Genomic DNA, 23,516 nt, shown 5'->3' on the forward strand with positions numbered 1-23,516 from the left:
ACAGGCTTGCCCGCGAAGATGCCCTATCAATCAACACAAACCCGCGGATTTAACTCCCCGTTTCCGTCCGCCGACTACTCACCTCTGCCGGCACATCATCCCCCGCCATGCGCTTGCGAAACAGCGCCGCCCGGGCCAGCAGCAGCGTGGTCACCGGCACCGTGATGGATAGCAGAATCGGAATCAGCCAGGCATGTAGCACCGGCGTCGATTTGAGCGCCGAAAAGTAAATGATCGAAGCCAGTGCCACGCACCACGCGCCCAAGGTCGAGGCCAGCGCCGGCGGGTGCATGCGCTGGAAATAATCCTTCATCCGCAACAGCCCGACCGCACCGATCAGCGTAAACAGGCTGCTCAGCACCAGCAGAATCGCCACCGCAATTTCCACCCATAGAGACAGTTCAGGCCTCATTCGATCACCTCGCCACGCAGCAGGAATTTGGCCAGGGCAAACGAGCCGACGAAGCCGAACAGGGCGATCAGCAGCGCCGCCTCGAAGTAAGTGTCACTGGCATAACGAATGCCCAGCGTGAGCATCATCAGCATGGCGATGATGTACAGGTAATCCAGCGCCAGAACCCGGTCCTGAGCCGACGGGCCTTTGAACAGCCGGATCAGGGTCAGAATCATCGCCACCGAAAAGATGAACAGGCTCAGCAGGATCGCGTTCGACAGCAATGCGCTCATTCGAAGATCTCCATCAAGGGGCGCTCGTAGGTCGCCTTGAAGTGCTGGATAAATTGGTTTTTGTCATCCAGATCGAAGACGTGCAGCAACAGAATGCTGCGATCCAGCGCCAGTTCCGACCAGACCGTGCCGGGGACCACCGTGCAGATCATCGACAGCGCCGCCAGGCCGTTGGCATCGCGCAAGTCCAGCGGCACCTTGATGAACTGCGAGCGAGGCGCACGACGGCCCGCGTTGAGCACGCCCCAGGCCACGGCGAGGTTGGACACGAGCACGTCGCGCCCGACCAGCAAGAACAAACGCAGGATCACCCCAGGCCGACGAATGCGGATCGGCAGCGGCCGCAGCTTGCGCATCATCAACGGTGCGCAGAACCCCAGCATGGCGCCCAGCAGTAGATTGCCGGGGCTCATCGACAGGTTCAGCACCAGCCACAGCAGCCACAACGCCAGCGACAGCCACGGTGCAGGAAACAGACGCTTCATGGTTGCACCTCCAGCAGCGCTGTCTTGGCTTGCGGGCCTGGAATCACACGGGTGCCGAGCACCGCCATCACGTATTGCTGCGGGTTGTTCAATGCATCGGCCGCCGCTTGGGTATAGCGCAGCAGCGGTTCGGCCTTGAATGTCAGCGCAACGCCCAGCCCCAGCAGAATGACGATCGGCACGCATTCCAGGCGCCGCAGCAAGGGCGACGGCCGCTCTTGCGGGGTCCAGAAACGCTGGATTCCCAAACGCGAGAAAGCGATCAGCGAGGCCAGCCCGGACAGAATCAACAGGGCGAGCAAACCCCACGCGCCATTCGATATCGGTTCGTCGCTGCCACTACCCAGCCCCAGCGGATTGAGCAGGGCGCTGAGCAAACTGAGTTTGCCGATAAACCCGGAAAGCGGCGGCATACCGATGATCAGCAGGGCGCAGGCGATGAAGCTCAAGCCGAGGAAAGCCATGGTCCAGGGAATCACCTGGCCGACCAGTGCTTTACGTTCGTCATCGAGGTTGAAGCCTTTGGGCGGCTGCAAGGATTCCAGGAGCCGTGGCAACAACTCGCCGTCATCGAACAGCGGCATTTCGTTGGCCGAACGCGAGCGCTCGATCAGTTCGGCCAGCAGGAACAGCGCGCTCAAGGCCAGGGTCGAACTGACCAGATAGAACAGCGCCGCGCCAATCAGGTTCGGCTGGGCGAAACCGATGGCCGACAACAGAATCCCTGCCGACACCAGAATGCTCAGGCTGGCCATGCGTTCCAGGCGTTGCGCGGCGAGGATCGCCACGGCGGCGCAGACGATGGTCGCCATGCCGCCGTAGATCAGCCAGTCGCCACCGAAGTACGCGGATGCCCCGGCCTGCCCGGAGAACAGCAGCGTCCATAGGCGTAGCAAGGTGTAGACGCCGACCTTGGTCATGATCGCGAACATCGCCGCCACGGGCGCGCTGGCCGCGGAATAGGCCGGCACCAGCCAGAAGTTCAGCGGCCACATCCCGGCCTTGGCCAGGAACGCCACCGCCAGAATCGCCGCGCCGGCATGCAGCAAGCCGCGATCGGCTTCCGGCACCAGCGGGATTTTCAGCGCCAGGTCGGCCATGTTCAGCGTGCCGGTGACGCCGTAGATCAGCGCCGCGCCAATCAGAAACAGCGACGAGGCCAGCAGGTTGATCGAGATGTAATGCAGCCCCGACGACACCCGCGCCCGGCCCGAACCGTGCAGCATCAGCCCGTAAGAGGCGGCCAGCAGCACTTCGAAAAACACGAACAGGTTGAACAGGTCTGCCGTCAGGAAGGCGCCGTACAGGCCCATCAACTGAATTTGGAACAGCGCATGGAAACTCGAACCGGCGCCGTCCCAGCGGGCCATGGCGAACAGCAGGGCGCTGACGCCGATGATCCCGGTCAGCACCAGCATCAGCGCCGACAGACGATCAACCACCAGCACAATGCCGAACGGCACCTGCCAGTTGCCCGGCAGGTACACACCGATGGAGCCGGGCACGCCGGTGGTTTGCGTCCATTGCAGCAACATCACGGCAATGCCCAGCCCCAGCAGGCTGGAGAACAGATTGATTTTGGCCTTTAACGGGCGGTGTTTCTCACCCAGCATCAGCATCACCGCGGCGGTCAGCAGCGGTAGCAGAATCGGTGCAGCGATCAGGTGTGCCATCAGATTCATTCTTTAGGCTCCCGGCCATCCACATGGTCAGTGCCGGTCAGGCCCCGGGAGGCGAGCAGCACCACCAGGAACAGCGCGGTCATGGCGAAGCTGATGACGATCGCGGTCAGCACCAACGCTTGCGGCAGCGGGTCGGTGTAGTGCAGTAAATCCTGAGGTACGCCGTCCTTGATGTTCGGCTCCTTGCCGATGAACAGGCTGCCCATGCTGAAGATGAACAGGTTGACGCCGTAGGACAGCAGGCACAGGCCCATGACCACCTGGAACGTCCGTGGCCGCAGTATCAGCCATACGCCAGACGCGGCCAGCACACCGATGGCGATTGCGATGACTTCTTCCATCAGATGGCTCCTTGCGTGGCAGTCGCTTTGGCCACGGGCTTGGGTTGCGCGCTGGTTTTATGACCGCGTACCGATTGGTGGGCGAGGGCGGTCAGGATCAACAGGGTCGAACCGACCACCACGGCGTACACACCGATATCGAAGAACAACGCACTGGCGATGTGAATGTCGCCCAGCAGCGGCAGTGTGAAATGCCAGGTGTGGGTGGTGAGGAATGGATACCCGGCCGCCATCGCCCCGAGCCCGGTGACCGTGGCGAACAGCAGCCCGGTGCCCATCCAGCGCAGCGGTCGCAGGCTCATTTGTGCCTCGACCCACTGGGTGCCGGCGACCATGTATTGCAGGATGAACGCCACCGACATCACCAGACCGGCGACGAAACCGCCACCGGGTTGATTGTGCCCGCGCATGAACAGGTAGACCGACACCACAAACGCAATCGGCAGCAGCAGACGCACCAGCACCGCCGGCACCATCATGAAACCGAGCGCGGTGTCGCTGGCGTGACGCGGGTTGACCAGGTCGGTGACCACGTCGGGCGCCAGCAAACGCTGTTGGGCCGGCAGTTGCAGGCTTTCTTTCGGCGGGCGGAAGCGTCGCAGCAGGGCGAACACGGCCAGGGCCACCGCCACCAGCACGGTGATTTCGCCGAGGGTGTCGAAGCCACGGAAGTCCACCAGCATCACATTGACCACGTTGCTGCCGCCGCCTTCGGGCAGGGCGCGACTGAGGTAGAACGAGGAAATGTCGTTGGGCGTCTGGCGGGTCAGCATCGCGTAGGACAGCAGCGCCATGCCGCCTCCGACCATGATCGACAGCAACAAGTCGCGGATACGGCGGATGCGTGCCTTGCGTCGGCTGCTCGGCAACGGCGAGACCTCTTCGATCCGGCGCGGCAGCCAGCGCAGACCGAGGAGGATCAATACCGTGGTCACCACTTCCACTGCCAATTGCGTCAGGGCCAGGTCCGGTGCCGAGAACCAGACGAAGGTCACGCAGGTCATCAGGCCGCAGACGCTGACCATGGTCAGGGCCGCGAGTCGGTGATACTTGGCTTGCCACGCCGCGCCGAGGGCGCAAGCAATCGCCAGCAGCCAGAGGATCACGAACACGATCGAGCCCTGGATTTTCGGCCGGTCGCCCCAGCTCAGGCTGCTGTGCAGCATCGGGATCAATCCAGCCAGCACGGCGGCGAGCACCACCAGAAACAGTTGGGTTTGCAGGCGCCGGGTGCTGATCCGCCGCTCCAGGCGACGGGCCAGGCGCATCATGATCACCAGGCTGCGCTCGAACAGGCGCTTGCCGTTGAAGTGGCTGATCACCGGTGGGTGCGTGAAGCGCCCGCGCTTGAGCTGATTGCGCAGCAGTAAATAGAGCATGATGCCGCCGGACATGGCGATCAGGCTCATGATCATCGGCGCGTTCCAGCCATGCCAGATCGCCAGGCTGTACTCGGGCAGCGTGCCGCCCACCACCGGCAATGCCGCCGCCGCGAGCAACGGGCCAACCACTTGAGCGGGGAAGATCCCCACCACCAGACAGGTGAACACCAGCAATTCCACCGGCGCGCGCATCCAGCGTGGCGGTTCGTGCGGGGTGTGCGGCAGGTCGGTGGCGGTTGGGCCGAAGAACACGTCGACGGTGAAGCGCAGGGAGTAGGCCACGCTGAACGTCCCGGCGATGGTCGCGACGATCGGAAGGGTCATCTCGATCCAGGCCGTGGCGTTGATGAACACGGTTTCGGCGAAGAACATCTCTTTCGACAGGAAACCGTTGAGCAGCGGTACGCCGGCCATCGACGCGCTGGCGACCATGGCGAGTGTGGCGGTGAACGGGATCAGTTTGATCAGGCCGCTGAGTTTGCGAATGTCCCGGGTTCCGCTCTCGTGGTCGATGATCCCGGCGGCCATGAACAGCGAGGCCTTGAACGTGGCGTGGTTGAGAATGTGGAACACCGCGGCGACGGCGGCCAGCGGACTGTTCAGGCCCAGCAGCAGGGTGATCAGGCCCAGGTGGCTGATGGTCGAGTAAGCCAGCAGGCCCTTGAGGTCGTTCTGAAACATCGCGCAGTAAGCGCCGATCAACAGCGTGCAGGCCCCGGCCCCGCTGACGATGTAGAACCATTCTTCACTGCCGGACAGCGACGGCCACAGGCGTGCGAGCAGGAAGACCCCGGCCTTGACCATGGTCGCCGAGTGCAGATACGCCGAAACCGGTGTCGGCGCCGCCATGGCGTGGGGCAGCCAGAAGTGGAAGGGGAACTGCGCGCTTTTGCTCAAGGCGCCGATCAGGATCAGGGGAAGCAGAATAGGGTAGAGGGCATGTGCGCGAATCAGATCGCCGGCGGCCAGAACCTTGTCCAGGTCATAGCTGCCGACCGCATGGCCGAGCAGCATGACCCCCGCCAGCAAACACAAGCCACCGGCCCCGGTGACCATCAACGCCATATAGGCGCCACGTCGCGCATCGGCGCGGTGGTGCCAGTAGCCGATCAACAGGAATGAAAAGAGGCTGGTCAGCTCCCAGAAAAACACGATCTGGATGAGATTGCCGGAGATCACCAACCCCAGCATGGCGCCCATGAACGCCAGGAAAAACGCGAAAAAACGCGGCACCGGATCGTCTGGTGACATGTAATAACGGGCGTACAGAGAAACCAGCGTGCCGATGCCCAGCACCAGCATCGAGAACAGCCAGGCGAAACCGTCCATGCGCAGAACGAAGTTGAGGCCCAGGCTCGGTAGCCAGAAGAATTCTTCGCGGATCACGCCGCCATGGGCGATTTGCGGGTACAAGAGGGCGACCTGGACGGTGCCGATCAGGGCAACCAGGCCAGCCAACAGCGATTCGGTATTACGCGCGTTGTGCGGCAGCAAGGCTGCCAGACAGCTGCCGATAAAAGGCAGAAGCAGTAGAACTATCAGGGACATAGGCTTCTAATCTGCGGAAGTTTGTGAAGCATCATACGTGCCAGCTCCCCGATCACCAAACGCCAAGCTGTCGCAGAATCCTACAAAGTGCGTGGAAAATTCCTGTTTTTCCTTGTTTCAGATCGCTATCGATCGTTCCCACACTCCCGCGTGGGAACGATCAGTGCTCGGCTTCGCGATCCAGATCGTCCTCAACCTCAAGAACCGCTTTATCCTTGGTCTTCAACTCACTGACAATCACCGCCGCCACAATCAATCCCGCCCCCACCAACGCAATCGCCGGCAACCGTTCCCCGGCAATCCGCCCGACAATCCCGGCCCACACCGGCTCCCCGGCATAGATGAGCGTTGCCCGCGTCGGCGAAACACTCTTCTGCGCCCAGTTCATCGCCACCTGAATCGCCGCACTCGCCGCGCCCAGCCCCAATGCGCTGCACAACAATAACCAGGAGAACCCCGGAATCACTTCCTGAGTCGGCACCACCATCAGAAACGCCAGCACTGAAGTCACCGCCAGTTGCACCACCGTCACCCGGCGCACGTCGACCTGGCCGGCATAGGTGCTGATCAGAATGATCTCCGCCGCAATCGCCACGGCGCTGATCAATGTGGCAATTTCACCTGGGCTGAAATTGAACGAAGCGCCGGCCGGTCCCGACAGCAGCATCAACCCGGTAAAGGCCAGCATGATCCCGATGCTTGGCATCAAGCCCGGCCGCCGACCCAGCACCAGCCATTGCAGCAACGGCACGAACGGCACATACAGCGCGGTAATAAACGCCGACTGACTGCTGGGAATTGTCTGCAAACCCACGGTCTGCAAGCCGTAACCGAGCATGATCGCCACGCCGATAAACGCCCCGGCCTTGAGTTCGAACAGGGTCAGTTCGCGCAGATGACGCCAGGAGAACAGGGCAACGATAATCGCTGCCGCGGCAAAACGCAGGCCGACGAAAAACATCGGCCCGCTGACGGTCATTGCATGCTGCACCAGCAAAAAGGTCCCGCCCCAGACCATGGTGATCAGCACCAACACGCACTCAGCTTTGCTGAACCGTGAGAAACGGGAGGAAGCAGGGGAGGAGTTCACCGACGTCATGACCTTGCGCGCTACCTGAGGGAGACGCACAATGCGCCGGAAGTTGGGCAGTATACTGCGCAACACCACCAAGTGAGCAATATAGTGCACAAAGATTCCACCCAGCGGGCGTCGGTTCTCCAGCACGTTAGCCAGAACGTTAGACGTCTGCGCCACGCCGCCGACATGAGCCAGACCGCCCTGGCTGAAAAGTCCGGGGTCAGCCGCCGGATGCTGGTGGCCATCGAGGCCGGCGAGAAGAACGTCAGCCTGACCACCCTCGACCGCGTGGCCGAAGCGCTGGACGTGGCCTTCAGCGATCTGATCCAGGCCCCGGATGCCCGCGACCCGAGCCGCATCAACGAACTGGCCTGGGCTGGCACCATCCCGGGCAGTAAAGCGGTGCTATTGTCTAAAGCCACCGCCACCCGCGAAGTTGAACTGTGGGAATGGCGCCTCGAACCGGGCGAACATTACCCTTCGGAGCCGGATGCGGAAGGCTGGAGCGAACAGCTCTATGTGTTCGAAGGCTGCCTGACCCTGATGCTCGGCGACCAACTGCAGAAAATCGCGGCCGGTGAGTTCTTCATGTTCGCCAGCAATCAACCCCATTCCTATCGCAATGATGGGGCGGTGGCGGCGCGGTTTGTGCGTAATGTGGTGATCTGACTGTTCGCCGAGCAAACTACTAATGTGGCGCAAATACGCCTCAATGGATCCGTGAGAACGCCATGACTGAAACACCAGGCGCACAGTTGACTCCCGCCATCCGCCACGCAGACATCCTGATCATCGGCGGCGGCCTCAGCGGCGCGATGCTGGCGGCGCAGTTGTTGCGTTTGCCGGGCAAGCGTCAGGTGCTGGTGATCGAACCTCGCGCCGAACTTGGTCGGGGCGAAGCGTACAGCGCGGTGGAGTTGGGCCATACGCTCAACGGCAACGCGGCGCGGATGAGCATCGATCCTGACAACGCTGATGATTTGACCCACTGGCTGGCCGAGTACATTGCGGCCGGCGGTTGGCCGGAGTCGGATCAGCAGCATGTACCGATCAGTGAGCTGTTTCCGCCGCGCGGGCTGTTTGGCGTTTATGTGCAGCAGCGTTTGGCCGAGGCGCAGGTGGTGGGCGCGCGGTACGGTTCGACGGTGGAGCATGTGCGCGCGGAAGTGGTCGATGTGCAGACCGATATCGATTCGGTGCGCCTGACCTTGAACGATGGCCAGCGTTTGCAAGGCGCCTATGCGGTGCTGGCCACTGGCATGTTCGCCGCCGCGCGCACGCCGCAAACCGAATCCAGCGGCTTGAACGCAGCGGCGCTCGACCCATGGGATGTGACCGCCATGCGTCAGCTCGATCCGCAGTCAACGGTGCTGATCATCGGCTCGGGACTGACCATGGTCGATGCCGTGGTGTCACTGGAACAGGCCGGGCATCGCGGGCCGATCGAAGTGTTTTCCCGTCATGGGCTGCTGCCGCATGTGCGGCGACAGCCTCCGGCCTGGGCCGATTTCTTGGCCGAGGATCACAGCATTCGCACGCCGCGTCAGCTGATGCGCGAACTGCGTCGGCAGTGCCACGACGCCATCGCCCAGGGCATCGACTGGCAAGCGCCACTCGACACCGTGCGGGCGCACATCGGGCGGTTGTGGAGCCAGGCGACGGATGTGCAGCGTCGGCAGTTTGTACGGCATGTGCGGCCGTGGTGGGAAAGCCATCACCATCGCTCGCCGCCGTTGAGTGCCGAGTTGGTGGCGCGGCTGCACGGGGAACGGCGGTTGCGGATTCATGCTGCATCGTTCAAAGGGTTGGAGCCTTCATCGGTCGGCGGGGTGAATATCCGCATCCGTCGCCGTGGCGAGACGCAAACCTGCGTGGTGCACGGCGCGGCGCTGATCAACTCCAGCGGCATCGAATACGACTGGCGGCGAGTGGCTCGGCCATTGCCGCAGCAGCTATTGGCGCGCGGGCTGGTGCGGCCGGGGCCATTGGCGTTAGGCATTGCCGCCGCAGATGACGGCGCGGTGCTAAGCGCCGATGGGCAGGTTGCCAGCCGCTTGTTCGCCATGGGCCCACCGTTGCGCGGGATGTGGTGGGAGAGCACGGCGGTGACTGATGTGGCGAGCCAGGCCAAGGCGTTGGCGGTGCGGTTGGCAGGTATGTGTCCGGTGGTTTGACCCTGGGTTTTGAGGGTGTTCTTTTGGGCCTCATCGCGAGCAGGCCAGCCCAATGCTCAGTGAGTTCGCCGGATTGATGGACATGCCACATCGCAACATGATGTTGGGGATTCAACAGGTGGTCATGCTCGGGGAGTTGGCAGTCAACCGGGTGCTGGATAACCTCGATCCACGAGGCTAGCGAGGATGATCATTGATCGTTCCCACGCTCCGCGTGGGAATGCAGCCCGGGACGCTCCGCGTCCCTTCCAGAGCCGAACGCAGAGCGTCCGTTGAGGCATTCCCACGCAGAGCGTGGGAATGATCTTTAACTACAGATTTTGCGTATCAAGCCACCACCTGATAACACGGCACATACTCCGCGCCACCCGGCAGTTTCATCCGGTGCTGGGCGACGAAGGCTTTGAGCAGTTTGTCCAGCGGCTGCATGACGGCGGCATCGCCACGGATCTGGTATGGCCCGTGTTCTTCGATCAGGCGGATGCCCTTGTCCTTGACGTTGCCGGCGACGATGCCGGAGAACGCGCGGCGCAGGTTGGCGGCCAGCTCGTGGGATGGCAGGTTGCGGCTCAATTGCAGGTTGGCCATGTTGGCGTGGGTCGGGTCGAACGGGCGCTGGAAGCCTTCGTCGATCTTCAGCAGCCAGTTGAAATGGAACGCGTCGTTGCGCTCGCGACGGAACTGTTTGACCTCTTTGAGGCCCTGAGTCATCTGCCGCGCCACTTCCACCGGGTCGTCGATGATGATTTCGTAGTGCTGCTGCGCGGCTGCACCGAGGGTCGCACCAACGAAGGCGTGCAACTGTTCCAGGTATGGCGCGGCGCTTTTCGGCCCGGTGAGGACCACGGGGAAGGGCAGGCTTTCATTGTCCGGGTGCATCAGGATGCCGAGCAGGTACAGGAACTCTTCGGCCGTGCCCGCGCCCCCCGGGAAAATGATGATGCCGTGGCCGACGCGGACGAAGGCTTCCAGGCGTTTTTCGATGTCCGGCAGGATCACCAGTTCGTTGACGATCGGGTTCGGTGCTTCGGCGGCGATGATCCCCGGCTCGGTCAAACCGAGGTAGCGGCCACCGTGGATGCGCTGCTTGGCGTGGGCGATGGTCGCGCCTTTCATCGGGCCTTTCATCACGCCCGGGCCGCAACCGGTGCAGATGTCCAGGCTGCGCAGGCCGAGTTCGTGGCCGACTTTCTTGGTGTATTTGTATTCTTCGGTATTGATCGAGTGGCCGCCCCAGCACACCACGATTTTCGGTTCGACACCGGGGCGCAGGGTGCGGGCGTTGCGCAGCAGGTGGAAGACGTAGTCGCTGATACCTTGGGAGGTGCTCAGGTCGATGCTCAAGGCGTCGAGTTCGTTTTCGGTGTAGACAATGTCACGCAGGGCACTGAAGAGCATTTCCCGGGTGCTGGCGATCATTTCGCCATCGACAAAAGCGTCGGCCGGGGCGTTCAGCAGTTCCAGGCGTACGCCACGGTCTTGCTGGTGAATGCGGATTTCGAAGTCTTTGTAGGCTTCCAGAATGGTCTTGGCGTTATCGACGTGAGCGCCGGTATTGAGGATGGCCAGGGCGCACTGGCGGAATAAGGTGTAGGTGAGGCCGGTTCCGGCTTCGCTCAGTTGCTGTACTTCACGTTGGGACAGTGTTTCCAGGCTGCCTTTAGGGCTGACTGAGGCGTTGATTACATGTCGTTGGGTCATTCAATGATCCTTAAAACGATGTCACCCGCCGGCAGGCGCATGGCATCCGAATAGTGTGTATCCATGATGAAGATGGCACGAACTGCGCTGTATCGCTATGTCCCCGTTTGACGATGAAAAGATGTAAAGGAGCCCCAGCATAGCTAAATCCTTCGGGGAGGCGATAATGCCCCGCAGTCTTTTTGCCACAGAGCCTTTCCCATTGATGTAAGGAACCCCGTCGCGATGTTCGAAATCCAGCCAATGAATGCCGAAACCTATCGACGCCAGACGCGACGCAGCACGGTGATCATCGCCCTGATGTTCCTGGCGCTGGCGATGCTGCTGTCCACGGCGGCGGTGGCGCTGTTCGGTGAGCCCGGTGGCGACAATCTGCGTTTCAACGTGGGCGGCGTATTTGCCGCGTTGTTGCTGATGGCGGCGCTGATGCGCGGCAAGTTCTGGACCCAGGCATGGATGGCGCCAGCGGTGTACGGCTGGCAGCTCAAGCGTAGCTTGATGAGCATCACCAACGTCATGCACCAGGTGACTGCAGCGGTGGAGAAGGGCGATCCGAATGCCATGAAGCTGCTGCGCTTTTATCATCTGGGGCTGAGCCAGATGCATCAGTTGGATGGCAACTCCAGTGACCATAGCCAGTTGACCCGTGAGATGGACCAGCACAAGGCGCGGATGGAGGCGCTGGGTATCGAGACTGAGCAAACGCAATTGAATCCGGCCTGGCTTGAGTCAATAAAGCAGGCGCCGCTGTAACAGGCACGGATGATTTCGATGAGCGTTTTCGTGCAAATCACCTATCGTATTCGTTGATGAGTCATAGTGGTGTGAGCGCCTGGCACGGCTGGCCGGCGTTAAAAGGGCGAACAGGAAAATTCGCCATGTCATAAGGGATTCAGGGAGCGTCATGGGACATCCGTCCGTCAACGGTCGTATTGAAAACACTCGGCTTGCCGCGCCTTCGGTACCCGAGCAACTTGAATCAACGCTCAAGGTTCGATACGCGGCTTTTCTGCTTGCGGTGTGCCTGTCCTTGACGGCCATTGTGATCGTGGAAGGCTGGAACTCGCGCCAGTATCATTTGCGCGACAGCGAAGTGGCGATGTCCAACCTGGCGCAAACCCTGGCCTCGCAGGCTCAGGCCTCGATCAAGCAAGCCGATACGCTGCTGTTTGCCTTGGTGGATCGCCTCGAAAACGACGGCATGGAGCCGGAGAAATTTCCCAGACTGCAACGTTTGCTCCACGCCCAGCGCGGTGAGTTGGCGCAGATCCACGGGCTGTTCGTTTACGACGAAGAAGGCCGTTGGCTCGCCAACTCCAATAACGCTGTGCTGCCCAATGCCAATAACGCCGACCGTGAATATTTCATCTACCACCGTGATCATCCCGACCGGGGGCCTCATATCGGTCCGTCGATAAAAAGCCGCTCGACCGGTGAGTGGATCATGACCGTGTCGCGCAGGGTCAATCACGCCGATGGCCGGTTTGCCGGCGTGGCGCTGGCGACGATCTATCTCAACCATTTCCTGAACCTGTACACCGGCATCGACATGGGCAGGAACGGCGTGATCAACCTGATCGCCGACGATGCCACCATCGTTGTTCGCAGCCCGTTCAACGACGCTGAGATGGGCACCAGCGTTGCCAATGGGCCGCTGTTTACCCAACTGTTGCCCAAGGGCGATTCCGGTACGGCCGTGGTCAAGTCCTATATGGACGGGGTGGAGCGAGTTGTGGGGTTTCGGCGGGTCGAGGATTATCCGCTTGTCGTCTTTACCGCGCTCGACAAGGATGAAGTCCTGGCCGTCTGGCGGCGGGAGTCAATCCTGAACGCAGGCATCGTCGTATTGCTGCTGGGGTTCCTGAGCGTTCTCGGTAATCGCCTGATTCGTCTCATGAGGCAGCAGAACAATATTCAGAACGAATTGCTGGAGGCTCAGGAAAAACTCATTGAGGTGAACCACAGCCTTAAATTGCTGGCTCTGGAGGATGCACTGACCGGGCTCTCCAACCGGCGGCAATTCGATGTGTTCATCCTGGCGGAAATGGGCCGCGCCAGACGTACCCACACCAGCCTTGCGTTGCTGATGATCGATGTCGATCACTTCAAGAGTTTCAATGATCACTATGGGCATCTGGCGGGCGATGAGTGTTTGCGAAAGATCAGCACCATCATCACCGACAACATCCAGCGCCCCGGCGATCTTGCTGCCCGCTTCGGTGGCGAGGAGTTTACGGTGGTGCTGCCCGGCACCGATTATGTGGGGGCGTTTCTGGTGGCGGAAAAAATCCGTCGCGCGGTGCAGCAAACCGACATCAAGCACATCGGCAGTCCCGAAGGCATCGTCACGGTCAGTCTTGGGGTTTGTGCCTACAACCAGACGGCGCAAAGCCAGCCCGAAGATTTGATCGGCGCAGCAGACAAGGCGCTGTATGTGGCCAAGGCCAGTGGCCGGAACATGAGCGTCATTGCCAACTGAACTCAACCAGACCGGTTACTGCCCTGAACGAGTCGGGTGCCGCAGCTTCCATAACCGGATCAGACGCAGGTAGATCAGCACGTTGATAGCCAGCACCACGCTGCCCAGCCCCAGCTGAATCGTGGGTGTCAGCCCGGCCGGGTAAATAATCGGCCACACGTAATGCTCGATAAAACCACCGCCGTAACCGGTTTGCCCGGCCGCATGGCGCATGAGGTTTTCCCAATCGGTCAGTGGGCACGTCAGGTGGAAAACTTCCACGATCACGCCCCATGCAGCGGCAGGCAGGTGCCACCAGGCCAAATGGTGCCATTTGAGCACCAGCAGCCCGCCGAACAGCACGAACAGAATGAACAACAAGTGAGACAGGACCAACCCGTCGGCGGCGATTCGGTAAAGCATGTCGATTCCCTGACGCATGATATGAGTCACTTCATGGTACTCGTGCTGGAAGATCGCCAAAAGTGCGCAAGATTGTTCAAGCCATCCACCGCGACTGCTGGCACAGTCTGGGGTCTTTCCCTGGTTGTAGAGCGTTATGTCCAACTCACTCATGCCGCGCAGTGCATTCCTTCGCGGTGCCGCGGCCATCATGCCGTTATCCCTGGCGACCGCGCCTTGGGGATTGCTGGCCGGTTCCATGGCCATCGAGGCCAATCTCACACCGCTGCAAGGCCAGGGGCTGTCGAGCATCGTGTTTGCCGGCGCGGCTCAATTGGTCGCCATCGGCATGCTCAAGGGCGGTGCCGGGGTCTTTTCGATTCTGTTGACCACGTTGTTGCTGACCTCCCAGCATTTGCTTTACGGGATGAGCATGCGTTCGGTGATTTCCCCGTTGCCGGGTCGCTGGCGTGTGGGACTGGGCTTTTTGCTCACCGACGAATTGTTCGCCCTGACCAGTCAGCATGACAAACAGCAGTTCAATCGTTGGTATGCCCTGGGTGTGGGCCTGACGTTTTACATCGCCTGGAACCTCTTCACCCTGGCGGGCATTGTGCTGGGCAGCAGCATTCCGGGCCTTGAACACCTGGGGCTGGACTTCTCCATCGCAGCGACCTTTATCGCTTTGATCACGCCAGTGGTGCGCAACGTTCCGACGGTGGTCTGCGTGGCGGTCTCACTGTTTTGTTCGGTGCTGTTCAGTTATTGGCAATGGGGCTCGGCCCTGGTGTTGTCGGGGTTGGCAGGCATGACCGCAGGCTTTATCTGCAACAAACTCTACGTGGGGCGCACATGATGGTTTGGGCTGTGATTATCGGGATGGGCCTGCTGGTATTCCTTAACCGCTACGTATTTCTCGAGCCTCGACTGCCGGTGCGCTTGAGCAGCAATGCCCGGCAGTTCCTCGGTTTCGCGGTACCGGGCATGCTCACCGCGATCTGCGGGCCGATCGTGTTCATGCCCGACAAGCAGTTGAACTTGCAGTGGGACAACCCCTATCTGATCAGTTCGCTGGTGGCCGTGGGCCTGGTGCTTTACACCCGCAACACCTTGCTGAGCATGTTGTTGAGCATGGGGTTCTTCTTTTTGCTGCGGTGGTGGCTCTGAGTCGTCTCATCCGAAACTGTTCTACGCTTAAAAACAGATGACTGATCTTTTAAGGAAGGGAGGTGGACATGGCCACTGAACCAAAGCGTCCGGACCCGGATGAGGACCTCGATGAACCGACGGAGGAAGAACTCGAGCGACAGAGGCGTTCGACGCCGGACTGGAAGCATCCTGACGACGGTAAAGAACTGTCGGACCGTGACCAGGAGCGTCCGTTGAAACCCTGATCGGCTGGTAATCAAAATCAAAAGATCGCAGCCTTCGGCAGCTCCTGCGCCATTTAATGTAGGAGCTGCCGAAGGCTGCGATCTTTTGATTTTTGGGGCATAACAGCCAGACGGGTACCAGAGTCCGACAGCGAGCGCTGGAACCAAACACTGTGTACCCTTATCCAACCTCGGCTTGCAGTGATCTGCGGGCCGATCGAGGGATGAATGGGCGAGGGGTTTTTGCCATTAAACGTGAGGACCGCAAGGTCTGGTCCAAGGCAAAACATGAAGCAGTTGGTCAAAATTTTCTCCGCATTCGCCATCGCAGTCGGCCTGCTAGGCTGCATCGCTGCGCCCATTGAAATGACGCCGCAGACGCAACAGCGTTTGCACGAGAAAGCGCCGATCCGCTTTCTGCTGACCTTCGACGACGGGCCCAGCGCGTCGGGTTTTTACAACCCGACCGTCACTGTGCTCGACAGCCTCGCGCGCAATCCGCTGCAACCCGACATTAAAGCCGTGTTCTTCGTGCAGACCCGTGACTCACGCGCTGGCGGCAGTGAAGCGGGTCGACAGATCATGCGTCGCGAGTATGCCGAAGGTCACCTATTGGGCTTCCACACGGCCACGCGCCGCCACACCAACCATCGTTCGCTGGACCCGCAAGAACTGGAGCAGTCGCTCACTGATGGCAGCGCAGACATCGCCGCGATTACCCAAGCCTCGCCGACCCTGGTGCGTCCACCATTCTGGAACTACGACAAGCGCACCTTTGCCGCCTATCAACAGCATGGCATGCACGTATTGCTGACCGATCTGAGCGCCAATGACGGCAAGATCTGGGGCTTCAACGCCAGCCTCCGTCGACGGGCCAATCTGCTGCTGCAACTGTCCGAAGTCCGCGAGCGCATTGCCCTTGGCGAGTTGCCGGCGGTGGACGGGGTGATTCCGGTGGTGGTGACCTTTCACGACCTGAATCGCTATACCGCCCGGCATACCCGCGAATATCTGCAAATCCTCCTCGACAGTGCCAGTGCCACCGGTCTGGTCACGGCCCAGAAAGCGTTTTACGACGACACGGCAGCGCTGCAGCGAGCGGCCATGGCGCGTACTGTCCGTGACAGTTCAGAGGCGGTTGAGCTGCCAGGGATCTGGAACTGGTTGTGGGGCGCAGATACCCACTGAGCGATGTCGGGGCGATTAACTGTTCAAAGTGAGAAGTAGCTAACACTAATTGTTAGCGTTCGCTGGCGCGGGTTTATTGAAGTTGATCTACGCTGAGTGGATCCAATCGGGAAACCATCCAGGGAAGGTATTCGCCATGGTTCAACTTGCGCAGCTTTGCCAAATTGTTGAGTCCGGTTTCAAACCGCTCTCCTGCGAATGCACCGTGAATGGCGATGAAACATTGCGGATCAAGGTCTTCGATCGCACTACCGGGCGGATTGAACTGTTGATCACCGGCGTATCGCCCGACGAGTTGACCAGTGTCCGCGATATTTCCAACCTGATCGGCGAACTTCGCACCGAAATGCGCGCCGGACGCAGAGCCCTCGCTGGTGTCATGGCCTAGGGTCTGTCACGCGGGAGCAGTTCATCGATCATCTGCAAACAATGATTCAACCCCGGCGATACATCGCCCACGCGCCTGCTGAGGATGATCGGCGAGGTGGCGTTGTCTTCCAGCACCGGGGTGAAGCCAATATCGTCGCGGTGCAGCAACTGCACTGAGGCCGGCACCAACGTCACCCCGATTCCCGCACCCACCAGACCGATCGCTGTTTGCAGCTCATTGGTCCATTGCGCCACGTTGATGTGCACGCCACAGGATTCGAATAACGCGATCACGTGGTCGGCGTAGCTGGGCCGTGGGTTGCCGGGGTAGAGCACGAAGGGTTCTTTTGCCAGGTCACGAAGGCTGATGGGCCCGGCCAGTAATGGATGGCCTGCGGGCAGGGCGGCGACCAGCCGGTCTTCAGTCAAAACCGTCTGGATGATCGCTGGGTCGTCGATGCGGATTCGTCCGAAACCAATGTCGATGCGCCCGGCCTTGAGCGCCTGAACCTGTTGCAACGTGGTCATTTCCGAGAGCCCCAACTCAAGCGCCAGCGGCTCACCGCTGCGCAGTCGGCGAATCAGTTCCGGCAGCACACCATAGAGGGTCGATGGCGCAAAGCCGATGCCCAGCCAGGTCTTTTCGCCCAGCCCGATCCGCCGTGTGTTGTCGCAAACCTTGGCCAACTGTTCGAGCAGGGCGGTGGAATGTTCATGGAAAAACCGCCCGGCGTCGGTCAGCTTCAGCGGTCGGCCGCGCTCCAGCAGAAGCACCCCGAGTTCGTCTTCCAGCTGCTGGATCTGTCGGCTCAGCGGCGGTTGGGCGATGTGCAGCAGTTCGGCGGCGCGGGTGAAGTTGAGGGTTTGAGCCAACACCTGAAAATACCGCAGGTGACGCAGTTCCATGGGGGCCTCCGAACGTTAATCTGTTGAATACCTTTAAGGTATCGAGTCAGACCAATTCTATATTGGCTTCCCGAAAAAAGCCGTACCAGAATCGGTTCCAGAACTTTAAGAACCTGACGGGTATCGCGACATGCTTGCAACAGCCATTGAATCGATCGAGACGATCATCGTCGATCTGCCGACCATTCGCCCGCACAAGCTGGCGATGCACACCATGCAGAACCAGACCCTGGTGATCATTCGTGTGCGCTGTGCCGACGGCATTGAAGGGGTCGGTGAGTCGACCACCATTGGCGGTCTGGCCTATGGCAACGAAAGCCCGGACAGCATCAAGACCAACATCGACAAACACTTCGCGCCATTGCTGCTTGGCCAGGACAGCGGCAATGTGAATGCTGCGATGTTGCGCCTGGAGCGCAGCATTCGTGGCAACACCTTCGCCAAATCGGGTATCGAAAGTGCCTTGCTCGACGCCCAGGGCAAGCGCCTCGGCCTGCCAGTCAGCGAACTGCTGGGCGGCCGCGTTCGCGATGCGCTGCCGGTGGCCTGGACCCTGGCCAGCGGCGACACCGCCAAGGACATCGCCGAAGCGGAAAAAATGCTCGACCTGCGTCGCCATCGGATCTTCAAGCTGAAAATCGGCGCCGGCGAGGTCAACCGCGACCTGGCCCACGTCATTGCAATCAAAAAGGCGCTGGGCGATCGCGCCAGCGTGCGGGTTGATGTCAATCAGGCCTGGGACGAAGCGGTCGCGTTGCGCGCCTGCCGTATCCTCGGAACCAACGGCATCGACCTGATCGAACAACCGATCTCGCGCAATAACCGCGCCGGCATGGTGCGCCTGAATACCGTGAGCCCGGCGCCGATCATGGCCGATGAATCCATCGAGTGCGTGGAAGATGCCTTCAACCTGGCGCGGGAGGGCGCGGCTTCGGTGTTTGCCCTGAAAATCGCCAAGAACGGCGGCCCACGCGCCGTGCTGCGAACCGCCGCGATTGCCGAGGCGGCCGGGATTGGCCTGTATGGCGGCACCATGCTTGAAGGCGGTATCGGCACGCTGGCCTCGGCCCATGCCTTCGTCACGCTGAACACACTGGGCTGGGACACCGAATTGTTCGGCCCGCTGCTGCTCACCGAAGACATCCTCAGCGAGCCATTGGTCTACCGCGATTTCCAACTGCACGTCCCGCAAACACCGGGGCTGGGCCTTGTTCTGGATGAAGAGCGCCTGGCGTTTTTCCGTAGGGACAAGACATCCACTGCCGTTCATCAAGCCTGAGGAGGGCATCATGCTGTTTCACGTAAAAATGACGGTGAATTTACCGGTCGACATGAACCCGGAACGCGCCGCTCAGCTCAAGGCCGACGAAAAAGCCCTGGCCCAGCGTCTGCAAGAGCAAGGCAAGTGGCGTCATCTGTGGCGCATCGCCGGGCTCTATGCCAATTACAGCGTGTTCGATGTCGACAGCGTTCAGGAACTGCACGACCTGCTGATGCAATTGCCGCTGTACCCGTACATGGCGATCGAGGTCAACGCGCTGTGCCGGCATCCTTCTTCCATTCGCGAGGATGACCGCTGAACCCAGCCTGTTCAGTTCGCTACGCTAATAATTACAAGATGAGGAACCACCATGAACGTCAAGATTTCCCACACTGCCAGTGTCCAGAAGTTTCTCGAAGAGGCCAGCGGTCTGCTCAATGACGCCGGCGATCCGCGAGTCAAGGCGCTGGTTTATCGCATCCTGCGGGATTCGGTGAACATCATCGAAGACCTGGCCGTGACCCCGGAAGAGTTCTGGAAAGCCGTCAACTACCTCAACGTGCTGGGTGCGCGTCAAGAGGCCGGGTTGGTGGTGGCCGGGCTCGGTCTGGAGCATTACCTCGACCTGCTGATGGACGCCGAAGACGAGCAGGCCGGCAAAGCCGGCGGCACACCGCGGACCATCGAAGGCCCGCTGTATGTGGCCGGTGCGCCGCTGTCGGAAGGCGAAGCGCGGCTGGATGACGGCGTCGATCCGGGTGTGGTGCTGTTCATGCAGGGCCAGGTCAAGAATACCGCTGGCGAACCGTTGGCCGGCGCGGTGGTGGATGTCTGGCACGCCAACACCGGCGGCACTTATTCGTACTTCGATACCACTCAATCGGAATTCAACCTGCGTCGCCGTATCGTCACCGATGCTGAGGGCCGCTACCGTTTTCGCAGCATCGTGCCGTCGGGCTATGGTTGCCCGCCGGACGGTCCGACCCAGCAATTGCTCGATCAACTGGGTCGTCATGGTCAGCGTCCGGCGCACATTCACTTCTTTATTTCGGCAGCGGATCATCGCCACCTGACCACCCAGATCAACCTCGACGGCGATCAGTACCTGCATGACGATTTCGCCTATGCCACCCGTGATGAGCTGATCGCCAAAATCACCTTCAGCGATGATCCGCAGCGTGCGGCGGCCCATGGCGTGAGCGGTCGTTTTGCTGAAATCGATTTCGACTTCACGCTGCAGTCGTCTGCCCAGCCTGAGGAGCAGCAACGCCACGAACGGGTTCGCGCGCTCGAGGACTGATACCCTCGACCCGCCGAACCGGCCACGAGATAACCGACCGTTTATCTCGTGGCCTTCTGTGTTTCGGCCAGCACACTAGAATGGCGGCGCAATCAACAATAACAATGAGAGTGATCCGATGATGCAAGCGCAATTGTTGAGTCATCGCAGCAGAGTCTTCGACCACGCCGACCCTTACGCGGTATCAGGCTACGTCAATCAGCATGTCGGCAATCATTGCCTCCAGATGCCCAGGGTCGGCCGACCGCTGGCCAGCCTCGATCATCGCAAATTCGCCAGCCTCGACCTGTGCCGCATCAGTTACGGCGCGAGCGTGCGGGTTATGTCCCATGCGCTGGACAGCATCTATCACTTGCAAGTGCTGCTGCGCGGCAACTGCCTGTGGCGTGGCCATGGTCAGGAGCATTACTTCGCGCCTGGCGAATTACTGCTGATCAACCCCGACGATCCGGTGGATCTGACCTATTCCAGTGATTGCGAAAAATTCATCCTGAAAGTCCCCACGCGGCTGCTGGAGTCGGTGTGTGAAGAGCAGCGCTGGCGGTATCCGGGGCAGGGCATACGGTTTCTGGAGAACCGTTATCAGCTCAATGAACTGGAAGGTTTCGTCGGTCTGCTGGCGATGATTTGCCAGGAGGCGGAAGCCACCGAGCAGATTCCTCGCGTGCAGGAGCACTATGCGCAAATCGTTGTCAGCAAGATGCTTGGCCTGATGAAAACCAACGTCATGCGCACTGATCCCGGCTCACCCTCGGCCACGTTCGAGGCGCTGGTCGATTACATCGCCTGCAACCTCAAGCAGGACATCGACAGCGAAGAACTGGCACGCCAGGCGCGAATGAGCCTGCGTTCGCTGTATGGGTTGTTCGAACGCAACGCGGGGGACACGCCGAAAAACTACATCCGGCAGAAAAAGCTCGAACGTATTCACGCCAACCTGAGCGACCCGACCTGCAACGTGCGCAACGTCACGGAAGTGGCCATGGATTACGGCTTTCTGCATCTGGGCCGGTTCTCCGACAGCTACCGCAAACAGTTCGGCGAATTGCCATCGGACACCCTCAAACGCCGCCACTGACCTCGCAAACGCACCCCCACCGTTATTTGATCGTTCCCACGCTCCCGCGTGGGAATGCCTCAACGGACGCTCCGCGTCCGCTTTTGGGACGCAGAGCGTCCCGGGCTGCATTCCCACGCAGAGCGAGGGAACGATCATCACCTGCTGCACAAAACGGATACAGGTCTGCACCCCGCGGATAGTCCGCCCCATCTCCTCGTCCTAGCATGGCCCTGCCTGAATAAAAACAATGGAGGCGGCGGCCATGACCCTGCGACCTGAATACCTTCACTCCCTGCTTGAAGAAGACCCTGAGCAGGGCATCTATCGCTGCAAGCGTGAGATGTTCACCGATCCGCAGCTGTTCGACCTCGAGATGGAACACATCTTTGAAGGCAACTGGCTGTACCTGGCGCACGAAAGCCAGATCCCCAACAACAACGATTTCTACACCACCACCATGGGGCGCCAGTCGATCTTCATCGCGCGCAACAAGGACGGTGAGTTGAACGCCTTTATCAATGCGTGCAGTCACCGTGGCGCGATGCTCTGCCGGCACAAAACCGGCAACAAAAGCACGTACACCTGCCCCTTCCACGGCTGGACCTTCAACAACTCCGGCAAGCTGCTCAAGGTCAAGGACCCGGCATCGGCCGGCTACCCGGCGAGCTTCAACTGCGAAGGCTCCCACGACCTGACCAAAGTCGCGCGTTTCGAGTCCTATCGCGGTTTCCTGTTCGGTAGCCTCAAGGCTGATGTGGTGCCGCTGGTCGAGCACCTTGGCGAGTCGGCAAAGATCATCGACATGATTGTCGATCAGTCCGCCGATGGCCTGGAAGTGTTGCGTGGCTCCTCCAGCTACATCTACGAAGGCAACTGGAAACTCACCGCCGAAAACGGTGCCGATGGTTATCACGTCAGTTCCGTGCACTGGAACTACGCCGCGACCCAGAACCAGCGCAAACAGCGAGAAGCCGGCGATTGCAACCCGACCATGAGCGCCGGCAGCTGGGCCAAGCAGGGCGGTGGTTTCTATTCCTTCGACAAGGGCCACATGCTGCTCTGGACCCGTTGGGCCAACCCTGAAGATCGTCCGCTGTACGAACGTCGCGATGAGCTCGCCCAGGATTTCGGCAAGGCCCGCGCCGACTGGATGATCGAGAACTCGCGCAACCTGTGCCTGTACCCGAACGTGTACCTGATGGACCAGTTCAGTTCGCAGATCCGCATCGCCCGGCCGATCTCGGTCAACCGCACCGAAATCACCATTTATTGCATCGCCCCCAAAGGCGAAAGCGACCACGCCCGTTCGAGCCGGATTCGTCAGTACGAGGATTTCTTCAACGTCAGCGGTATGGCGACCCCGGATGATCTGGAAGAGTTTCGCTCCTGCCAGACGGGTTACCAGGGCAGCGTCGCCGCCTGGAACGATATGTCCCGTGGCGCCGAACATTGGGTGGAAGGCGCGGATGATGCGGCTAAAGAGATCGACCTGCACCCGCTGCTCAGCGGCGTGCGTACCGAAGACGAAGGCCTGTTTGTGCTGCAACACAAGTATTGGCAGCAAACGATGCTCAAGGCGTTGGCCGCTGAACAGTCCGCACTGATTGCAGTGGAGGCTGTGCAATGACCATTACTTATGACGCGGTGCGCGATTTTCTCTACCGTGAAGCACGCTACCTCGACGACAAACAATGGGACGACTGGCTGGAGTTGTACGCGCCGGACGCCACCTTCTGGATGCCGTCCTGGGACGACAACGACGAGCTGACCGAAGACCCGCAGCGGGAAATCTCGCTGATCTGGTACGGCAACCGCACGGGCCTGGAAGACCGCATCTTCCGCATCAAGACCGAACGTTCCAGCGCTAGCGTGCCGGACACCCGCACCTCGCACAATCTCAGCAATATCGAACTGATCGAACAGGCCGACGGGCTGTGCAAGGTGCGCTTCAACTGGCACACCCTGAGCTTTCGCTACAAGACCGTCGACAGCTATTTCGGCAGCAGTTTCTACACCCTCGATGTGCGCGGTGAAAACACGCAGATCAAGGCCAAGAAAGTGATCCTGAAGAACGACTACGTTCGCCAGGTCATCGATGTTTACCACCTCTGAGGCGGCCGT

Annotated in this window: 25 protein-coding genes and 1 pseudogene; 16 read left to right on the plus strand and 10 right to left on the minus strand. The window is 60.5% G+C overall.

Features of this window, described 5'->3' with window-relative positions; translation table 11 throughout:
* Positions 1 to 49: 49 nt before the first annotated feature.
* The 7 genes from MMG91_RS05200 to MMG91_RS05230 form a co-directional block, all read right to left on the minus strand.
* The gene (locus tag MMG91_RS05200; protein ID WP_305445953.1) at positions 50 to 412 is read right to left on the minus strand and encodes a Na+/H+ antiporter subunit G; all 363 of its coding nucleotides are present in this window, start codon (positions 410 to 412) and stop codon (positions 50 to 52) included.
* On the minus strand, positions 409 to 687 hold the full coding sequence (locus MMG91_RS05205) for a K+/H+ antiporter subunit F (RefSeq protein WP_038982602.1): 279 nt from the start codon (positions 685 to 687) through the stop codon (positions 409 to 411). The genes MMG91_RS05200 and MMG91_RS05205 overlap by 4 nt, the downstream gene beginning before the upstream one ends.
* Positions 684 to 1,172, minus strand: a complete 489-nt coding sequence (locus MMG91_RS05210) for a Na+/H+ antiporter subunit E (protein WP_305445952.1) — start codon at positions 1,170 to 1,172, stop codon at positions 684 to 686. Before MMG91_RS05210 ends, MMG91_RS05205 begins: the two co-directional genes overlap by 4 nt.
* On the minus strand, positions 1,169 to 2,854 hold the full coding sequence (locus MMG91_RS05215) for a monovalent cation/H+ antiporter subunit D (RefSeq protein WP_310658955.1): 1,686 nt from the start codon (positions 2,852 to 2,854) through the stop codon (positions 1,169 to 1,171). The genes MMG91_RS05210 and MMG91_RS05215 overlap by 4 nt, the downstream gene beginning before the upstream one ends.
* Positions 2,851 to 3,195, minus strand: coding sequence for a Na+/H+ antiporter subunit C (locus MMG91_RS05220; protein WP_007935994.1), 345 nt, complete (start codon positions 3,193 to 3,195; stop codon positions 2,851 to 2,853). Before MMG91_RS05220 ends, MMG91_RS05215 begins: the two co-directional genes overlap by 4 nt.
* Positions 3,195 to 6,125, minus strand: coding sequence for a monovalent cation/H+ antiporter subunit A (locus MMG91_RS05225; protein ID WP_310658956.1), 2,931 nt, complete (start codon positions 6,123 to 6,125; stop codon positions 3,195 to 3,197). The genes MMG91_RS05220 and MMG91_RS05225 overlap by 1 nt, the downstream gene beginning before the upstream one ends.
* Positions 6,126 to 6,285: 160 nt before the next feature.
* On the minus strand, positions 6,286 to 7,314 hold the full coding sequence (locus tag MMG91_RS05230; protein ID WP_310658957.1) for a DMT family transporter: 1,029 nt from the start codon (positions 7,312 to 7,314) through the stop codon (positions 6,286 to 6,288).
* On the opposite strand from MMG91_RS05230, the gene MMG91_RS05235 reads away from it, so the two are divergent.
* The 3 genes and pseudogenes from MMG91_RS05235 to MMG91_RS05245 all read left to right on the plus strand — a co-directional run.
* Positions 7,309 to 7,872 (plus strand): helix-turn-helix domain-containing protein, encoded by a 564-nt coding sequence (locus MMG91_RS05235; protein ID WP_310658958.1) that lies wholly within the window; start codon positions 7,309 to 7,311, stop codon positions 7,870 to 7,872. The genes MMG91_RS05230 and MMG91_RS05235 overlap by 6 nt on opposite strands.
* Positions 7,873 to 7,934: 62 nt before the next feature.
* Positions 7,935 to 9,377, plus strand: coding sequence for an FAD/NAD(P)-binding protein (locus MMG91_RS05240; RefSeq protein WP_310658959.1), 1,443 nt, complete (start codon positions 7,935 to 7,937; stop codon positions 9,375 to 9,377).
* A 43-nt stretch (positions 9,378 to 9,420) separates the two neighbouring features.
* Positions 9,421 to 9,558 (plus strand): annotated as a pseudogene (locus MMG91_RS05245) (DUF6124 family protein); the annotation flags it as partial.
* A gap of 146 nt (positions 9,559 to 9,704) precedes the next feature.
* Here MMG91_RS05245 and ppnN read toward each other — a convergent pair.
* A complete protein-coding gene (ppnN, locus tag MMG91_RS05250) occupies positions 9,705 to 11,078 on the minus strand; it encodes a nucleotide 5'-monophosphate nucleosidase PpnN (RefSeq protein ID WP_305445945.1) in 1,374 nt (457 codons plus the stop codon).
* A 225-nt stretch (positions 11,079 to 11,303) separates the two neighbouring features.
* Between ppnN and MMG91_RS05255 the strand changes: the two genes are divergently transcribed.
* Together MMG91_RS05255 and MMG91_RS05260 are read left to right on the plus strand one after the other, a co-directional pair.
* Entirely contained in the window at positions 11,304 to 11,831 is a 528-nt protein-coding gene (locus tag MMG91_RS05255) for a DUF3087 family protein (RefSeq protein ID WP_305506870.1), read from the plus strand.
* Positions 11,832 to 11,982: 151 nt separating this feature from the next.
* Positions 11,983 to 13,557 (plus strand): sensor domain-containing diguanylate cyclase, encoded by a 1,575-nt coding sequence (locus MMG91_RS05260; protein WP_310658960.1) that lies wholly within the window; start codon positions 11,983 to 11,985, stop codon positions 13,555 to 13,557.
* A gap of 15 nt (positions 13,558 to 13,572) precedes the next feature.
* Here MMG91_RS05260 and MMG91_RS05265 read toward each other — a convergent pair whose 3' ends face one another.
* A complete protein-coding gene (locus MMG91_RS05265) occupies positions 13,573 to 13,959 on the minus strand; it encodes a DUF2784 domain-containing protein (protein ID WP_310658961.1) in 387 nt (128 codons plus the stop codon).
* A 136-nt stretch (positions 13,960 to 14,095) separates the two neighbouring features.
* On the opposite strand from MMG91_RS05265, the gene MMG91_RS05270 reads away from it, so the two are divergent.
* The 5 genes from MMG91_RS05270 to MMG91_RS05290 all read left to right on the plus strand — a co-directional run bounded on the left by MMG91_RS05270 (position 14,096) and on the right by MMG91_RS05290 (position 16,887).
* Positions 14,096 to 14,794: an AzlC family ABC transporter permease gene (locus MMG91_RS05270; RefSeq protein WP_032830637.1), complete on the plus strand. Its 699-nt coding sequence runs from the start codon at positions 14,096 to 14,098 to the stop codon at positions 14,792 to 14,794.
* Positions 14,794 to 15,105: an AzlD domain-containing protein gene (locus tag MMG91_RS05275; protein ID WP_162830927.1), complete on the plus strand. Its 312-nt coding sequence runs from the start codon at positions 14,794 to 14,796 to the stop codon at positions 15,103 to 15,105. The genes MMG91_RS05270 and MMG91_RS05275 overlap by 1 nt, the downstream gene beginning before the upstream one ends.
* A gap of 68 nt (positions 15,106 to 15,173) precedes the next feature.
* The gene (locus MMG91_RS05280) at positions 15,174 to 15,332 is read left to right on the plus strand and encodes a hypothetical protein (protein ID WP_310658962.1); all 159 of its coding nucleotides are present in this window, start codon (positions 15,174 to 15,176) and stop codon (positions 15,330 to 15,332) included.
* Positions 15,333 to 15,599: 267 nt separating this feature from the next.
* On the plus strand, positions 15,600 to 16,499 hold the full coding sequence (locus MMG91_RS05285) for a polysaccharide deacetylase family protein (protein ID WP_310658963.1): 900 nt from the start codon (positions 15,600 to 15,602) through the stop codon (positions 16,497 to 16,499).
* 136 nt (positions 16,500 to 16,635) lie between these two features.
* Positions 16,636 to 16,887 (plus strand): DUF1652 domain-containing protein, encoded by a 252-nt coding sequence (locus tag MMG91_RS05290; protein ID WP_305449820.1) that lies wholly within the window; start codon positions 16,636 to 16,638, stop codon positions 16,885 to 16,887.
* On the opposite strand, the gene MMG91_RS05295 is transcribed toward MMG91_RS05290, so the two are convergent.
* A complete protein-coding gene (locus tag MMG91_RS05295; protein ID WP_310658964.1) occupies positions 16,884 to 17,774 on the minus strand; it encodes a LysR family transcriptional regulator in 891 nt (296 codons plus the stop codon). The two genes, MMG91_RS05290 and MMG91_RS05295, sit on opposite strands and share 4 nt — an antisense overlap.
* Before the next feature lie 130 nt (positions 17,775 to 17,904).
* Between MMG91_RS05295 and MMG91_RS05300 the strand changes: the two genes are divergently transcribed.
* The 6 genes from MMG91_RS05300 (at position 17,905) to benB (ending at position 23,507) form a co-directional block, all read left to right on the plus strand.
* Positions 17,905 to 19,053, plus strand: a complete 1,149-nt coding sequence (locus MMG91_RS05300; protein WP_310658965.1) for a muconate cycloisomerase family protein — start codon at positions 17,905 to 17,907, stop codon at positions 19,051 to 19,053.
* A 10-nt stretch (positions 19,054 to 19,063) separates the two neighbouring features.
* Positions 19,064 to 19,354, plus strand: a complete 291-nt coding sequence (gene catC / locus MMG91_RS05305; RefSeq protein ID WP_007936026.1) for a muconolactone Delta-isomerase — start codon at positions 19,064 to 19,066, stop codon at positions 19,352 to 19,354.
* A 51-nt stretch (positions 19,355 to 19,405) separates the two neighbouring features.
* Entirely contained in the window at positions 19,406 to 20,335 is a 930-nt protein-coding gene (gene catA / locus MMG91_RS05310) for a catechol 1,2-dioxygenase (RefSeq protein ID WP_305445938.1), read from the plus strand.
* 118 nt (positions 20,336 to 20,453) lie between these two features.
* Positions 20,454 to 21,413: an AraC family transcriptional regulator gene (locus tag MMG91_RS05315; protein WP_310658966.1), complete on the plus strand. Its 960-nt coding sequence runs from the start codon at positions 20,454 to 20,456 to the stop codon at positions 21,411 to 21,413.
* 244 nt (positions 21,414 to 21,657) lie between these two features.
* Positions 21,658 to 23,022, plus strand: coding sequence for a benzoate 1,2-dioxygenase large subunit (gene benA / locus MMG91_RS05320; protein WP_310658967.1), 1,365 nt, complete (start codon positions 21,658 to 21,660; stop codon positions 23,020 to 23,022).
* A complete protein-coding gene (gene benB / locus MMG91_RS05325) occupies positions 23,019 to 23,507 on the plus strand; it encodes a benzoate 1,2-dioxygenase small subunit (RefSeq protein ID WP_007941543.1) in 489 nt (162 codons plus the stop codon). The genes benA and benB overlap by 4 nt, the downstream gene beginning before the upstream one ends.
* Positions 23,508 to 23,516 lie beyond the last annotated feature (9 nt).

It is taken from the genome of Pseudomonas sp. JL3 (assembly GCF_031570575.1).
GTDB classification, from domain to species: Bacteria; Pseudomonadota; Gammaproteobacteria; order Pseudomonadales; family Pseudomonadaceae; genus Aquipseudomonas; species Aquipseudomonas cucumis.

Coding starts and splice junctions, on each gene's coding strand:
- MMG91_RS05220 (WP_007935994.1), bottom strand. CDS start 3,195: ATGGAAGAAGTCATCGCAATCGCCATCGGTGTGCTGGCCGCGTCTGGC.
- MMG91_RS05255 (WP_305506870.1), top strand. CDS start 11,304: ATGTTCGAAATCCAGCCAATGAATGCCGAAACCTATCGACGCCAGACG.
- MMG91_RS05290 (WP_305449820.1), top strand. CDS start 16,636: ATGGTTCAACTTGCGCAGCTTTGCCAAATTGTTGAGTCCGGTTTCAAA.
- benB (WP_007941543.1), top strand. CDS start 23,019: ATGACCATTACTTATGACGCGGTGCGCGATTTTCTCTACCGTGAAGCA.
- MMG91_RS05295 (WP_310658964.1), bottom strand. CDS start 17,774: ATGGAACTGCGTCACCTGCGGTATTTTCAGGTGTTGGCTCAAACCCTC.
- MMG91_RS05275 (WP_162830927.1), top strand. CDS start 14,794: ATGGTTTGGGCTGTGATTATCGGGATGGGCCTGCTGGTATTCCTTAAC.
- MMG91_RS05215 (WP_310658955.1), bottom strand. CDS start 2,854: ATGAATCTGATGGCACACCTGATCGCTGCACCGATTCTGCTACCGCTG.
- MMG91_RS05205 (WP_038982602.1), bottom strand. CDS start 687: ATGAGCGCATTGCTGTCGAACGCGATCCTGCTGAGCCTGTTCATCTTT.
- MMG91_RS05300 (WP_310658965.1), top strand. CDS start 17,905: ATGCTTGCAACAGCCATTGAATCGATCGAGACGATCATCGTCGATCTG.
- MMG91_RS05225 (WP_310658956.1), bottom strand. CDS start 6,125: ATGTCCCTGATAGTTCTACTGCTTCTGCCTTTTATCGGCAGCTGTCTG.
- MMG91_RS05285 (WP_310658963.1), top strand. CDS start 15,600: ATGAAGCAGTTGGTCAAAATTTTCTCCGCATTCGCCATCGCAGTCGGC.
- MMG91_RS05260 (WP_310658960.1), top strand. CDS start 11,983: ATGGGACATCCGTCCGTCAACGGTCGTATTGAAAACACTCGGCTTGCC.
- MMG91_RS05270 (WP_032830637.1), top strand. CDS start 14,096: ATGTCCAACTCACTCATGCCGCGCAGTGCATTCCTTCGCGGTGCCGCG.
- MMG91_RS05280 (WP_310658962.1), top strand. CDS start 15,174: ATGGCCACTGAACCAAAGCGTCCGGACCCGGATGAGGACCTCGATGAA.
- catA (WP_305445938.1), top strand. CDS start 19,406: ATGAACGTCAAGATTTCCCACACTGCCAGTGTCCAGAAGTTTCTCGAA.
- MMG91_RS05315 (WP_310658966.1), top strand. CDS start 20,454: ATGATGCAAGCGCAATTGTTGAGTCATCGCAGCAGAGTCTTCGACCAC.
- MMG91_RS05200 (WP_305445953.1), bottom strand. CDS start 412: ATGAGGCCTGAACTGTCTCTATGGGTGGAAATTGCGGTGGCGATTCTG.
- MMG91_RS05240 (WP_310658959.1), top strand. CDS start 7,935: ATGACTGAAACACCAGGCGCACAGTTGACTCCCGCCATCCGCCACGCA.
- catC (WP_007936026.1), top strand. CDS start 19,064: ATGCTGTTTCACGTAAAAATGACGGTGAATTTACCGGTCGACATGAAC.
- MMG91_RS05210 (WP_305445952.1), bottom strand. CDS start 1,172: ATGAAGCGTCTGTTTCCTGCACCGTGGCTGTCGCTGGCGTTGTGGCTG.
- benA (WP_310658967.1), top strand. CDS start 21,658: ATGACCCTGCGACCTGAATACCTTCACTCCCTGCTTGAAGAAGACCCT.
- ppnN (WP_305445945.1), bottom strand. CDS start 11,078: ATGACCCAACGACATGTAATCAACGCCTCAGTCAGCCCTAAAGGCAGC.
- MMG91_RS05265 (WP_310658961.1), bottom strand. CDS start 13,959: ATGCTTTACCGAATCGCCGCCGACGGGTTGGTCCTGTCTCACTTGTTG.